This is a genomic window from Sneathiella chungangensis (assembly GCF_009882935.1).
Classification (GTDB): domain Bacteria; phylum Pseudomonadota; class Alphaproteobacteria; order Sneathiellales; family Sneathiellaceae; genus Sneathiella; species Sneathiella chungangensis.
This window is the reverse complement of the sequence record NZ_WTVA01000004.1, coordinates 321149-335258: the sequence shown is the minus strand read 5'-3', so window position 1 is coordinate 335258 and position 14110 is coordinate 321149. Positions and strand designations below refer to the sequence as shown.

General features: G+C 55.9%; 15 protein-coding genes. 9 read left to right on the top strand and 6 right to left on the bottom strand.

Going from position 1 to position 14110, the window contains the following annotated elements; genetic code table 11:
- Positions 1–149 precede the first annotated feature (149 nt).
- The 8 genes from GQF03_RS10900 to doeB all read left to right on the top strand — a co-directional run bounded on the left by GQF03_RS10900 (position 150) and on the right by doeB (position 7893).
- Positions 150–1130, top strand: a complete 981-nt coding sequence (locus tag GQF03_RS10900) for a TRAP transporter substrate-binding protein (protein ID WP_380744190.1) — start codon at positions 150–152, stop codon at positions 1128–1130.
- A gap of 79 nt (positions 1131–1209) precedes the next feature.
- A complete protein-coding gene (locus GQF03_RS10895; RefSeq protein ID WP_161339296.1) occupies positions 1210–1791 on the top strand; it encodes a TRAP transporter small permease in 582 nt (193 codons plus the stop codon).
- Between the two features lie 11 nt (positions 1792–1802).
- Positions 1803–3086 (top strand): TRAP transporter large permease, encoded by a 1284-nt coding sequence (locus tag GQF03_RS10890; protein ID WP_161339295.1) that lies wholly within the window; start codon positions 1803–1805, stop codon positions 3084–3086.
- 15 nt (positions 3087–3101) lie between these two features.
- Positions 3102–3590, top strand: coding sequence for a universal stress protein (locus GQF03_RS10885; protein WP_161339294.1), 489 nt, complete (start codon positions 3102–3104; stop codon positions 3588–3590).
- Between the two features lie 111 nt (positions 3591–3701).
- Positions 3702–4718 carry a hydroxyectoine utilization dehydratase EutB gene (eutB, locus tag GQF03_RS10880; protein WP_161339293.1) on the top strand — a complete coding sequence of 339 codons (1017 nt, stop codon included), beginning with the start codon at positions 3702–3704 and terminating at the stop codon, positions 4716–4718.
- On the top strand, positions 4711–5703 hold the full coding sequence (locus tag GQF03_RS10875) for a cyclodeaminase (protein WP_161339292.1): 993 nt from the start codon (positions 4711–4713) through the stop codon (positions 5701–5703). The genes eutB and GQF03_RS10875 overlap by 8 nt, the downstream gene beginning before the upstream one ends.
- A 15-nt stretch (positions 5704–5718) precedes the next feature.
- Positions 5719–6900 carry an ectoine hydrolase DoeA gene (gene doeA / locus GQF03_RS10870; protein ID WP_161339291.1) on the top strand — a complete coding sequence of 394 codons (1182 nt, stop codon included), beginning with the start codon at positions 5719–5721 and terminating at the stop codon, positions 6898–6900.
- Positions 6901–6903: 3 nt separating this feature from the next.
- Positions 6904–7893 (top strand): N(2)-acetyl-L-2,4-diaminobutanoate deacetylase DoeB, encoded by a 990-nt coding sequence (doeB, locus tag GQF03_RS10865; RefSeq protein WP_161339290.1) that lies wholly within the window; start codon positions 6904–6906, stop codon positions 7891–7893.
- Between the two features lie 26 nt (positions 7894–7919).
- Here doeB and GQF03_RS10860 read toward each other — a convergent pair whose 3' ends face one another.
- Positions 7920–8171 (bottom strand): GlsB/YeaQ/YmgE family stress response membrane protein, encoded by a 252-nt coding sequence (locus GQF03_RS10860; protein WP_161339289.1) that lies wholly within the window; start codon positions 8169–8171, stop codon positions 7920–7922.
- A 264-nt stretch (positions 8172–8435) separates the two neighbouring features.
- Here GQF03_RS10860 and GQF03_RS10855 point away from each other — a divergent pair, with 264 nt between their 5' ends.
- Positions 8436–9089, top strand: coding sequence for an oxidase (locus GQF03_RS10855; RefSeq protein WP_162858464.1), 654 nt, complete (start codon positions 8436–8438; stop codon positions 9087–9089).
- A gap of 89 nt (positions 9090–9178) precedes the next feature.
- On the opposite strand, the gene GQF03_RS10850 is transcribed toward GQF03_RS10855, so the two are convergent.
- The 5 genes from GQF03_RS10850 to GQF03_RS10830 are packed head-to-tail and all read right to left on the bottom strand — an operon-like array spanning position 9179 to position 14110.
- Complete coding sequence (locus tag GQF03_RS10850) at positions 9179–10516, bottom strand: metal-dependent hydrolase family protein (protein ID WP_161339288.1); 1338 nt, start codon at positions 10514–10516, stop codon at positions 9179–9181.
- A 12-nt stretch (positions 10517–10528) separates the two neighbouring features.
- On the bottom strand, positions 10529–11299 hold the full coding sequence (locus GQF03_RS10845) for an alpha/beta fold hydrolase (protein WP_161339287.1): 771 nt from the start codon (positions 11297–11299) through the stop codon (positions 10529–10531).
- A 3-nt stretch (positions 11300–11302) separates the two neighbouring features.
- Positions 11303–12169, bottom strand: a complete 867-nt coding sequence (locus GQF03_RS10840; protein WP_161339286.1) for a fumarylacetoacetate hydrolase family protein — start codon at positions 12167–12169, stop codon at positions 11303–11305.
- Positions 12166–13671 (bottom strand): SRPBCC family protein, encoded by a 1506-nt coding sequence (locus GQF03_RS10835; protein WP_161339285.1) that lies wholly within the window; start codon positions 13669–13671, stop codon positions 12166–12168. Before GQF03_RS10835 ends, GQF03_RS10840 begins: the two co-directional genes overlap by 4 nt.
- Before the next feature lies 1 nt (position 13672).
- Positions 13673–14110, bottom strand: coding sequence for an SRPBCC family protein (locus GQF03_RS10830; RefSeq protein WP_161339284.1), 438 nt, complete (start codon positions 14108–14110; stop codon positions 13673–13675).

Genomic DNA, 14110 nt, shown 5'->3' with positions numbered 1-14110 from the left:
TTCTCCATATCAACGCGATTTCCATGTCTAACGGGGCTGCTTGCGACCCGGTCAGTATAAAATATGCAGGCTAAAATTCGAATGAACTTCGATTAGGGAGAGAATCTGTCATGAAATTTTTCAATCAAAAATACCTGGGTGGCATTGCCATGGCGGCGGTATTCGCCGCAGGTATGTCGACCGCCAAGGCCGATACCTGGAAATATGCGTTTGAGGAAGCGATCACGGATGTTCAGGGTGTCTTTGCAACCAAGTTCAAGGAAGAACTGGAGAAAAATACTGACCACGAGGTCCAGCTATATCCCTATGGCACATTGGGTGAATCCGCGGATATTATGGAGCAGGCCCAGGCCGGCATTCTGCAATTCGTCGACCAATCACCGGGTTTTACCGGCTCACTGATCCCGGAAGCGCAAGTCTTTTTCGTCCCCTATCTGCTTCCCTCCGACACGAAGGAGCTCAACTCCTTCTTCCGCAACAGCAAGGCCATCAATGAAAATTTCAAGGACCTCTACGCGCAGCAGAACCTTGAGCTTCTGACCATGTTCCCCGAAGGCGAAGTGGTCATGACCACGAAAGAAGAAGTTCGCAGCCCCAGCGATCTGGATGAAGTGAAGTTTCGTGTTATGACGAACCCGCTTCTTGTGGAATCCTACAAGGCTTTCGGGGCGACCCCAACTCCGCTTCCCTGGGGCGAAGTGTATGGCGGACTGCAAACAAACATCATCCAGGGCCAGGAAAATCCTCTGTTTTTCGTTGATTCAACAAAAATGTATGAGGTAACGGATGTCATCACCTATGCCGGTCATAACAATTTCACCACGGCCGTCATGGCGAACAAGGAGTTTTATGACGGACTGAGTGATGAAGATAAGAAAGCCATCCAGGCCGCAACAGACGCTGCGTTCGAATATATTCTCGATTATCAGAAAGGATTGAGCGAACAGGCGATTGAGAATATCAAGAAAGCCAAGCCGGACATGAAGGTCGTCGTGTTGAGCGAAGAAGAACGCGCGCCTTTCAAGGCCGCCGCGGCAACGGTTGAAGAAAAATTCATCGAAATGACCGGTGATAGCGGCAAGGCAATCCTCGAACAGATGAAAGCCGATCTCAAGGCCGCGATGAAGTGATCATCGCCCTCCCATTTCACTGCCCGCCCGTCCCTTAAGGTGACGGCGGGCGGTGCCTTCCCAGTGCAAGGAGAGAGTTATGGCGTCATCCGAGGGAGAGAAGAAGCAGTATAGATCGACCTTGCCGGGGTTTCTGGGCACGCTCGACACGTTTATCAGCCGTTTCGAGGCGCTAATTCTTGCGGGCGGCGTCATTTTGATGGCGGCAAATACCGTCATCAATGTTGTCTGCAGGTTCATTTTTCAATACAGCATCTTCTTTACCGAAGAGTTGAACCGCATTCTCATCATTCTGATTACGTTCGCCGGGATCGGCTATGCGGCGAGATACGGCCGTCATATCCGCATGTCGGCCATTTTCGACATCCTCTCGCCGCGATTGCGCAAAATCCTGATGATCGCCATTGCGATAATTACGGCGATTACCATGTTTGCGCTTTGTTATTTCTCGATTGGCTACATCATTAAAGTCGCCAGTTCGGGGCGCATTCTCCCGTCCCTGCAAATCCCCGTCTTTACTATTTTTCTTTGGGTTCCCGTTGGGTTCTTCGTCACCGGCATCCAATACGCACTGACAGCCGTCAAGAACATCACGGAGAAGGATATCTATCTCTCGACCCATGTGCTCGAGGGATATGACGACGATGAGCTTGAAGTGTGAGGTAGCGTATCATGGCTGTAAAAATTGCAACAATTATGATCGTTCTGCTTCTGGCCGGCTTTCCGATGATGGTGCCGCTGCTGCTCGGGGCGTTCTACGGATTTTACGATCTGTTCAACGGGTTCGGAAAAATGGAGTTTATGGTCCAGCAAATGCTGGCCGGCATCCGTCCCGCCTCGCTTATCGCGGTCCCGATGTTTATTCTGGCGGCCGAGATCATGACCCGCGGCCAATCGGCAAACCGCCTTATTGATCTCGTTATGAAATTTATCGGTCATATTAAAGGCGGCCTCGCGGTCAGCACGGCTACCGCCTGCACCTTGTTCGGCGCGGTCTCCGGCTCCACGCAGGCCACCGTGGTGGCGGTCGGCTCCCCGTTGCGCCCGCGGATGCTGGAAGCCGGGTATAAGGATTCCTTCGTTCTCGCGCTGATCATCAATGCAAGCGATATCGCCTTCCTCATTCCACCAAGCATCGGGATGATCATTTACGGGGTCATTTCAAGCACGTCGATTTCAGAGCTGTTCATCGCCGGCGTCGGACCGGGTCTTCTTCTGCTCGTATGCTTCTCCACCTACAGCATCGTCTATGCGACGATCAAGGGCGTTCCGACGGAACCAAAAGCAACCTGGAAAGAGCGGTGGATGTCGGCACGCAAGGCAATTTGGCCATTGGGTTTCCCGGTGATTATCGTCGGCGGTATCTATGGCGGCATTTTCAGTCCGACCGAAGCGGCGGCGGCCTGCGTTCTTTATGCGCTGATCCTGGAGATCATCGTATTCAAATCGCTTAAGATGGCGGATATCTATTCCATCGCCAAATCCACGGGCCTGATCACGGCGGTCGTGTTCATTCTTGTCGGCGCCGGGGCCGCCTTCTCCTGGGTTATCTCCTTCGCAAATATCCCGCAGGAAATCCTGAGTAGCGTCGGTATTGACGACATGGGCCCGAAGGGCGTGCTGGCGGTCATTTCCATCGCATTCTTTATCGGCTGCATGTTTGTTGATCCGATTGTTGTGATCCTCGTCCTGGTCCCGATTTTCGTCCCCGTCGTGGAGGCCGTCAATCTGGATCCGGTGCTTGTCGGCACGATCATCACGTTACAGGTCGCCATCGGCTCTGCAACACCGCCATTCGGCTGTGACATTTTTACGGCAATCGCTGTCTTCCGGCGGCCCTACATGGATGTGATACGGGGTATCTTTCCCTTTACCGTGATTTTGCTGTTTGTCTCTGCGGCGCTCATATTCTTTCCGCAGATCGCCCTGTTCCTGCGCGACCTGGCGTTTCGATAAGGCGGAGGTGTAAGAATGTTCAGTATAATACTTGTCCCCTCGGACGGATCAAAGGGATCCGATGAAGCCCTCCGCAAGGCGGTTGAACTGCAAAAAATTTGCGGCAGCGAGCTGATCATCGTGACGGTGTTTCGCCACCACAGCCTGCTGGAAGCTTCGATGTCCATGGTGCGGCCGGAACAGCCGGAAAATATGGATGACATTCTTCGCGAATATGCCAGGGAAGTTGCGGAAGCAGCCAAGAAATTTGCCCAGGATCTGGGAAGCACGAACGTCCGCGCCTTCGTGAAGAGCGGACAACCGGCACGAACCATCGTCGCTTTCGCCAATGACCATAATGCCGATCTGATTGTCCTCGGCAGCCGTGGGCAGGGCGATTTGGAAGGCTTCTTGCTGGGAAGTGTTTCACATAAGGTCACCAGCCTCGCAAACTGCCCGGTCATGGTGGTGAAACCATTGGCAACGGATACAGGAGGAAAAACCGCCGAAAGGACGCCGGTATGATGGCCCCCATGTAGTCAGGGAAAACTGATATCAGGACCGGCAAAACGACAGCTTTATGCACCTTCTTCGGCTACGGCCGTTTGTTCCAACATAACGTTTCAGGTTACGCAAATGGTACCTTCAATTTCCCTGCTAGATATTCGTGACGCCCGCGCGAGGATCGCCGGCACGATCCGACCAACGCCCCTGATGATGTCCGAGTCCCTTTCCGAATTATCAGGATCGGGCGTCTGGCTCAAATGCGAGCATCTCCAGGTCACCGGCAGTTTCAAGGTGCGGGGGGCGACGAACGCGGTGCTCTCCCTGTCGGAGGATCAGCGCGCCAAGGGCGTCGTCGGTGTCTCCACCGGCAATCATGGACGCGGGCTCGCCTTCGCGGCGCGAAAATCCGGTGCAAAATGCGTTATCTGTATGTCGCAGTTGGTCCCCGCCAATAAGGTGAACGCGATCAAGACCGAAGGAGCAGAGGTCTGTATCACCGGCCGGTCGCAGGACGAAGCCCAGCAGGAAGTAGACCGGCGTGTCCGCGAAGAGGAAATGGTGATGCTGCCGCCCTTTGATCATCCGGATATTATCGCCGGACAGGGAACGCTCGGGTTAGAAATTCATGACGAGATGCCGGACCTGGAGACGGTCCTCGTTCCGCTATCGGGCGGCGGCCTTATCTCTGGGATTGCCCTTGCGCTTAAATCCCTGAACAGGAATATCCGCGTCATTGGCGTCTCGATGGAGCGCGGCGCCGCCATGGTCGCGAGCCAGAGGGCCGGACAGCCGGTCGAAGTTGTAGAATTGCCGACGCTTGCGGATTCTCTCGGCGGCGGCGTCGGTCTTGAAAACCGATATACGTTCGATATCGTCCGCGACCATGTCGACGAACTTATTACCGTAAACGAGGAAGAGATTGCGGCGGCGATCCGCCATGCCTATTGGCAGGAAAAACAGATCATTGAAGGTTCCGGAAGCGTCGGCATCGCCGCCCTTCTCGCGGGGAAGGTTCGCAACCCCGGAAAATGCATCGTCCTGTTAAGCGGGTGCAACATCGACATGTCGCTTCATAAACGCATTATCGACGGGGAAGATGTCGATGTTGCGCGTGATGCGTCAATGACGGAGCGCGCCCATGCCTGACATCAAGATATTGAACGAGGGCGATCTTCGGCACGCAGTCCAGCTGGATGCAGACGCGGTCAACTGCATCGAAAATGCCTTCGAGTTGCTCGCGACCAGGGATGTCGCCATGCCGCCAATCCTCAGCATGCATATCCCGGAACAAAATGGCGAGCTGGATGTGAAAACGGCCTATGTCCCGGGTATTCCCTCCTTTGCTGTCAAGATGAGCCCGGGCTTTTTCGATAACCCCAAGCTTGGCTTTCCCAGCGTCAACGGCCTGATGGTCGTCTTTTCGGCGAAGACAGGTCTCGTCGAAGCCGTGCTGCTCGATAACGGTTATCTAACGGATGTTCGAACGGCCGCCGCGGGTGCGGTCGCGGCGAAATATCTGTCGCGTCAGAATGCAACGGTTGCCGGTATTATCGGCACGGGAACCCAGGCACGCCTGCAACTTGAGGCTCTGCTTCTTGTCCGTAATATCGAACGCGCCATCATCTGGGGCCGTGATCAGGATAAGGCGGACGCTTGCGCTGCCGATTGTGATCAACAACTCGGGATAGAGACCGTTGCCACCTCATCCGTTGATGAACTTGCCGCGGCGAGCGACATCATCGTCACGACAACGCCGTCGACGGTACCCATCCTGAATGCCGAACATCTGCATGCCGGTCTCCATGTCACGGCGATGGGGTCGGACGCTGATTACAAAACGGAACTCGCGCCTGAATTCCTGATGGGCGCAGATCGTTATATCTGTGATCGGCTCGCGCAATGCCGAAAGCAGGGGGAGTTGCGGGGCGCCATAGAGGCTGGCCTGATAACAGAAGACACTGTCCTTCCCGAACTTGGCGAAATTGTCGCGGGCCGCGCCCCCGGCCGACGGTCCGAAACCGAAATCACGATCTGCGATCTGACCGGTATGGGCATTCAGGATACAGCAATTGCCGCGCAGGCCATGAAACGTTCCAACGCCAGCCAAACTGGCACCATTTTCCTTAGCTAGATATTTGAGGATCACATGCCAGACGTCATTCTTCCCTTTTCAAGATCGGAATATTCGGACCGCCTCGCCAAAGCGCGGCAAAAAATGGCGGACAAGAATCTCGATCTGCTGATCGTTACGGATCCGTCGAACATGGCCTGGCTGACCGGCTATGACGGCTGGTCGTTCTATACCCATCAATGCGTTCTGCTGAGGCTGGACGGCGAGCCGATCTGGTATGGACGAAAGCAGGATGCCAACGGCGCCCTTAGGACCGTCTTCATGAAGGAGGAAAATATCCTCTTCTATGCCGATCATTATGTGCAGTCGACGGAACGCCACCCGATGGATTATCTCAGCGAGATCATCGACGGAAAGGGATGGGGAAGTCTCAGAATAGGCGTTGAAATGGACAATTACTATTTCTCTGCCGCCGCCTACCGCTCGCTTGAACACCATCTGCCGAACGCGAAATTTGAAAATGCGACCGGGCTCGTAAACTGGTGCCGCGCCGTAAAATCCGAACAGGAACTGGTCTATATGCGCCGGGCCGGGCGGATTGTCGAGGAGATGCATAAACGCATCGCCGAGCAAATTGAGCCCGGGATGAAGAAAAACAACCTCGTCGCCGAGATATTTGCAACCGCTATCCGGGGGGCGGACGGCTATGGCGGCGATTATCCTGCGATTGTGCCGCTCCTCCCCTCCGGTTCCGATGCGGCGGCGCCGCACCTCACCTGGGATGACAAACCGTTCAAGACGGGCGAAGGCACTTTCTTTGAAATTGCGGGATGTTACCGCCGCTACCATGCGCCCTTGTCGCGAACCATTTTCCTCGGCAAACCACCGCAGGAATTTCTGGATGCGGACAAGGCCGTACAGGAAGGCATGGAAGCCGGCCTTGAAAAAGCCCGGCCCGGATTTCTCTGTGAGGACATCGCCAATGCCTTCTTCGCCGTCCTTAAAAAATACGGAATAGTAAAAGACAACAGGACCGGTTATCCCATCGGAATAAGCTATCCACCCGACTGGGGTGAGCGAACCATGAGCCTACGTCCCGGGGACAAGACGGTTCTGGAATCCGGCATGACCTTTCACTTCATGACGGGTCTTTGGCAGGACAATTGGGGGCTCGAGACTACCGAAAGCATCATTATTACGGACAACGGGCCTGAATGCCTCGCATCGGTCCCGCGCGAACTCATTGTGAAAGACTAGGCGATGACTGGTTATCCGATTTCCCCAACTGTCGATTTTGAGCTAGATGGCGTTCAGCACGGCTATCTGAAGCTCCCCTACTCCCATGACGGCTCAGCATGGGGGTCGATCATGACGCCACTGACGGTTTTCAAGAATGGCGACGGACCGACCGCCCTCCTGACCGGCGGCAATCATGGCGACGAATATGAAGGCCCGATCGCGCTGTTCGGTCTGACGACGGAGCTGGATATCAACGAAATCAGCGGGCGGATTATTATTATTCCGGCGATGAACTATCCGGCTTTCCGGGCGGGCAGGCGCACCTCGCCCATCGATTCCGGCAACCTCAATCGCAGTTTTCCGGGGAATCCAAAGGGAAGCGTTACCGAAAAAATTGCCGATTATTTTCAGCGAAAACTGCTTCCGATGGCTGATTTCGTGATCGACATCCATTCAGGCGGCAAAACGCTCGACTTCCTCCCCTTCTGCGCTGCTCATATCCTGCATGACAAGGCGCAGCAGTCGAAATGCGTCGAGCTAATGCAGGCGTTCAATGCGCCCTATTCGCTTATGCTGCTCGAGGTCGATGCGACGGGAATGTACGACAGCGCGGCGGAGGAAATGGGGAAAGTCTTTATCTCTACGGAACTGGGCGGCGGGGGAAGCGCGGGGGCGAAGACAATCGCCATTGCCAGAAAGGGAATAAGAAACGCCCTCAAATCAGCCGGGATACTCGCCGGCGAACAGGAGCGTGCGGACTCGATAAATCTCGACATGCCCGACAGCCGTTGTTTCGTTTCCAGCGAGACAACCGGTCTCCTCGAAATCTGCGCGGAGCTCGGTGACGAGGTCGAGGAAGGGCAGATCATAGCGCGCATTTACGACATCGAAAGAACCGGTGTTGATCCGGTTCTTTACCGCTGCCCGATGGACGGGGTATTCGCCGGTCGACATTTTCCGGGCCTGATCAGCCTTGGCGACATTATCGCCGTGATCGCCAAAAAATGTTGATGGGTAGGAAACCCGGCCGACAAGGGTTATTTTTGAATTGCCCGGACAATGCCAACAAGGATGCAGGCACCTATGACACCGGCAATGAGGTAACCGATCCAACCGCCGAAGGACACTCCCAATAGGCCGAAAAGGAAACTGGCAACCGCTGCCCCTATAACTCCCAATATGATATTGAAGAATATTCCCGTATTTGCTTTCATGAGCGCCGACGCGATCCAGCCCGCCACGCCCCCGATGATAATTGCTGCTATCCAGCCTACTCCTGCTCCGCTCATTCTCAGCCTCCTCGTTTAGGGATATCTGACGTCACTTAAACGAACAAGGTGTCACAAATGTGCAAATTTGGCAATTTTCCTGCTGCCCAAAGGTGTCAGGCGGAAAAATCCTTCGGAAGCTGACGAAAACGACGCGTGATGGCTACCCCGCCTCATTGAGTTATGAATATAATTACCTGGAATAAGCTCTTGGTGATATCCAGTTCCACGGTTAATCTGATCTTAGGAAACTGGGTATAAGTTACGGTAATTTAAGGGTAAAGAATGAGTATTTTCGATCTATTGGCGCAGATCTTAAACGTTAAGACTATTTTTCGGTTTATTCTTCTCGCTTTACTTCCCGCCGCCCTGTTTTATATCGTGTCTATCCTGACGCTCAAGGGCGCTGGTTTTAATCTTGTCGAGATATTGAGAGATCCGGCGCAACAAAGCGAAAAATCCAGTTTTCTGGGGTTTTTATCAAACATTGGCGTCTGGATTTGGGTCTCTTCAGCCGCAATCTGTTTTTTCGCCGCCGCCACGGTTAGAGACACTAAATCAAACAGCAAACGCAAAGAGCTTCTTTTACTGGTGGGAACCTTTTCGCTATTGCTGGCGGTCGACGACCTCTTCCTGATCCATGATCGATATATCAATGAATATTTGTGCTATGCTGTATATGCATTTCTCGCCCTGGCTCTGATGGCACGTCATTACCGGACAATCGCTGAAATCGACGGATTTGCCTTCCTGGCCGCCGGCTCACTTCTTGCGTCATCCATCATGACCGACCTTATTCAAGATCATATTACACTGCGATATTCCTATTCCCAGGTTTTCGAAGAAGGCTTCAAATTCATGGGAGCGGCCGCCTGGCTTTATTTCAGCTTCCGCATTGCAGCGGATTCAAAGCGCGCTGTAACGGAGAAGAGCCGCTAATTAGAACGCCATAGAAATGGCCTGCCAATCGCGGCGTCTTGCTGCGTGGTCAATTTTTGACGATGCAACCCCCGGGGTTCAGACAGAGGTTACGCGCTAATTCTCAGTCCGGAGCCGAGATTTTCGGGCGCCTTGTGGAATTTCCCGTCCTTCATGATGGCGACCAGCCGCTTCTTGTCCTTCAAAACTTTCACGTCCCGCGACGGATCGCCGTCGACGAGCAGCATATCCGCAAGATAGCCTTCGCGTATCATCCCGAGTTCATCGCCCATCTTCATCATCTGGCCGCCGATCTTGGTTCCCGCAAGGATGGCCTCCATGGGGGTAAAGCCAAGCATATCGACGAAATATTCCAGATCCTTGGCGTTCGTGCCCATCGGCGTCCAGGCAAATCCATAGTCCCCGCCGATCGCAATACGAATACCGCGTTTATGCATTTTCTTCATGCTCTCGATGGCGTTCTCCAACTCGCGCTCATAGGCGATGGTCAGAGGGCTTCCGGGTTTAATGCCGTAATCGCCCGCATTGCGGGCCGTATTGATCAGCCAGGCAAGCCCCGGGGCGACAATATGTTTGTCCTTGGCCGCCTCCAGCATATCCAGCGCTTCCTCATCCGTGAAGGACGCATGATATATGGTTTCAATGCCGTGTTTCACGCAGAGCTTGATCGACTCGGCGGACCGCGCATGCGCCGCAAGCGAGCGGCCGCGCCGACGGGTTTCGGAAACCGCCATGGCGATTTCCTCATCCGACATCTGGTTCTCTTCCGCACCCATGCCGGCGACTTCTTCACCCGAAAGATTGAGCTTGATCGTATCGTTGCCCCATTTGATCATCTCCCGGACCCTTCTGCGGACTTCTTCCGGCCCGGAAACGACGATGCCGAGGTTCAAACCTTCATGCTGGATATGCGGCGGGGACGCATCGCCGAGACCACCGGTTGTCGTGATTTCCGGGCTGGCGGCCGTATAGCGCGGTCCGGGAAACCGCCCCGCGTTGATTGCATCGCGGATTACAACATCCAGTCTTGGTTTCGCCGCCGCGGCGCCCCGCCCCGCCGTAAAACCGGCGTCGAGTACGATTTTCGCCATTTCAACGCAGACCAGCACATGTTCTTCTAGGGGCATCATCTGGATCGGATCGACCCCCGGCGCGTTGTTCCAGCTCAAATGCAAATGGGAATCGATCAGACCCGGCATCAGGGTCATTCCGCGCCCGTCGATGCGCTGTCCGCCGTTGCTGTTCCAGCTTGTGCCCATCCCCGAGCGGTTGATGGCTTTAATACGATTGCCCGATACCGTTACCTCGCCGGTATAGGGTGCCTCCCCCGTGCCATCAAGAATGCGGACATTGCTGAAGATGATTTCTGAACTACCGTTGTTACGGCTGCTTGTGCCGCTCCAGTCCGTGAAGATGTTTTCGGCCATGATATAGTCTCCCTAACTATTGCTGTTGGCGTCGAGATGGGAACGAAGTAATCGGGCAGCGGTCTCCGGGGCCTCCATCATCATCCAATGGGCCACGCCGGGCAGTATCTCGAGTTTTCCCGAGGGTAATTGCTGCATCATTTGCTGTGCCATGGCGACGGGTGCCACCGGATCGGCTTCCCCGGCAATAAGGAGTGTCGAACATCCGATTTTCTTCAAATCTGCTGCGGTGACGTCACTCAATGCCCGACAATGCGCGGCATAGCCGGCAGGGTCTTGCCGGAGCAGGCTTTCGCGCACAAATGCCGACGCCACGGGCTTGCCCGCCGAAACGCTTGCCTTTTGGATCACGTCGGCGATGCCGGCCATTCCCTCGCGCCGCGCGGTCGCGGCCCGCTCCAACAGACCCGCACGCGCGGCTGCCGGGGGTTCTGAAATCGGGCCAAACAACGTCAGGCTTTGCACCCGGTCCGGGTGCTCCATCGCCAGATACTGGCAGATAATCGTGCCCATCGAATGACCGACGAAATGCGCCGTCGCAATATCCGCCGCCTTCAGGCAATCCAGCACTGCCGCGACCAACCCCCTGATACCCGGCCGTCCCGGCCGCAAGGGCGAGCGTCCGGCCCCCGGCAGATCGGGGCGCAGCACACGGTACCCGTCCATCGATTGCATCAGGGTCTGAAAACTGTTGGACGTACCACCAAGCCCATGGATCATCACCACGGCGCTCCCCTCACCCTGATCCTCGACTTTCATGCTGCCGACCGAAAAATCCGTCATTTTCTAGTAGGCCTCCACCGGATTTTCAAGCGTCCCGATCCCGCCGATTTCGATCCGCACCTTATCGTCCGGTTGCAGGTATTTCGGCGGATTGAAACCGATGCCGACGCCGGCCGGCGTGCCGGTGGCAATAACATCACCCGGCTGCAAAGTGATGCCGTTCGAGATTGCGGCGATGATCGTCGGGATATCGAAAATGAGCAAGCCCGTGTTGGAGTCCTGCCGCAGCTCATCATTAACCCAGCATTTCACCGACGTATCCGCAAGATCGATCTCGTCGGCGGTAACGGCCCAGGGCCCCATCGGACAGAAGGTATCCTGGGATTTTCCGATCAGCCATTGACTGTGATAACCCTGCAAATCCCGCGCGGTAACGTCATTGACGATGGTGTAGCCCCAGACATGATCGAGCGCATTTTTCTTCGCAATATTCCGCCCGGACGTACCAATAATCACCGCGAGTTCCGCTTCGTAATCAATGGCGGTCGATACCGAGGCATCAAGGCGGATCGCCGCACCGGGACTGACAACCGTCTCGGGCAGTTTCGAGAATACGATCGGCGCTTCCGGCACCGCGCCTTTGGCGGCGGAGCTATCGAAGCCGGAGGCGGCGAATTCATGCGCATGTTCATGATAATTCTTGCCGACGCAGAAGATATTGCGGGCCGGACGCGGAACAGGCGCCAGCAACTCGACCTCTTCCATTGCTACCGTTTCAAGAACCGACGGCAACGGCCGACCGATCAGCGAGACAACCCCTTCTCTGGCGGCACTGTCTCCGGGTAAGTCCAGGCATTCCATAGCGCTCCCGTTGTTGATGACACGGCCGACATAAGCCCTTCCCTTCCAGTTAAAAACGGCGAATTTCATATTTTACCTTTCTGATTGTCGTCGGGAATAAGCACGGTCGATCCGGTTGTCTCGCGGGCCTCCAGTGCGCGGTGGGCGTCTGCGGCCCGCGATAGAGGAAACCGCTGGCCGATCTCTATCGAAATGATATGCCGGTCAATCGCGTCGAACAGGCGTTTCGTGATCGCCGCGACCTTCTGTGGCGTGTCCGTGTAATGGCCGAAGTTCGGCCGGGAAATTGTTGCGGATTTCGACGCGAGTGAACTAATATCACGCGCGCCGATATCACCGGAGGCTTGGCCGAAACTCACAAGATGACCACAGGTCGCGAGCGCCGCCACCGAGTGATCGAAGCTGTCCCGGCCCACCGCATCATAGATGACATCCGCGCCATGCCCCCGTGTGAGCGCCTTCACCTGATCTTCCAGACTTGCCGCACCCGGCAAGAGGACATGATGCGCACCCGCCGCCCGGGCGATGCGCGCCTTTTCCTCGCTGGATGTTGCGCCGATAACCGTCGCACCGAGATGGTTCGCCCATTGACAGAGAATGCGGCCCACCCCGCCCGCCGGCGCATAAACAAGAACGACATCGCCCTTTTTGACGGGATGCACCCGATGCAGGAGAAATTCCGCCGACATGCCTTTCAGCAAGGCTGCCGCCGCCGTGACATCATCAATCCGGTCAGGTAGGGGAACGACCAGCGCGGCAGGCATTGTGCGCACGGTGGCATAGGCGCCGACCGGTGGGCAGGCATAGCCGACCCGTTGCCCAGCGGACAAATGGCGGACGCCGGAGCCAACGCTCTCGACAACCCCCACCGCCTCCATTCCGGGGACGCCGGGCGGCTTCAGGAGATTGAAATATCCGGAGCGGCAATAGACATCGATATAATTGACGCCGATTGCGCTCTGACGGAGACGAACTTCGCCGGGCCCCGGCGGCGGCGCAACAACCTCCACGGACTGCAGTTCCTCTGGTCCGCCATACCGGTTGATCCCCATGGCCATGCCCGGCAGGCCGGCATTACTGGCGGTCGCGGTCGATCTCGTTAATGGCCGGTCTGACGACAGCGATCCCGACCTCTGTCGTTCCAATCGCGTCCGCACGGCCTCAAACCCCGCTTGATAAACCCCTTCGGCGACAAGCTGCTCAAGCTCCTTCTCCCGCCCCTTTGGCGTATCGAAGCGCGATGACCAGGACCAGAAGGTGCCATTTCCATCGGTCACCGGTTTCAGGGAAACCTCGGCGATATAATTGTGAAGCGGTATTTCGCTTTCCACAATCGCATAACGGAAGCTGTGATCCTCGTCGGACATGGACAGGAGTTGTTCGCGCAGATGCGCACCTTCGGTAAGCTCGAAATTACGGACGGCGCTTACCTGGTCGGTGCGCTTGCCGCCGTCCAGACGGCTTCGCCGGACAGCCGGATGCCAGCGGTCATGGCCGTTGAAATCGCGCAGAATTTCCCAGACCGCCTCGATCGGAGCATCAATGACAGTACTGCGACGGACTGAAACCAAATCAGCCTCCCAACCGGCTCTTTAGCGATGTCAGCCCACCCAGAAAGACATTCGTGGCGATTTGCTCGACCAACTCGTCCTCCCGCTCCGGCGCGCAGTCAAATTCCGCCGACCATTCCGCGAAAGTCTGACCGCCGTCGGTAACCGGAATGAGACGGAGGGTCGCAATATAGTTTTCGACACCCATCGGGCTTTCCAGGATCGCATAGGAACAGCTGTAGTCAAAATCGGAGAGCGCCAGCAGCTTTTCCCGGATAAAACCGCCGTCTTCAAGCCGGAAGGCACGGACACAGCCGATCTTGTCGGATGGCAGGCCTTCCTCGATGCGGCTGTCGACGACAAAGTCCGTCCAGGCAGGCAAGGCGTTGAAATCGCGGACGACGGACCAGACCCGGTCCGCCGGTGCCGCGATGACGGTGGAGGTGTAGACCCTTGCCAT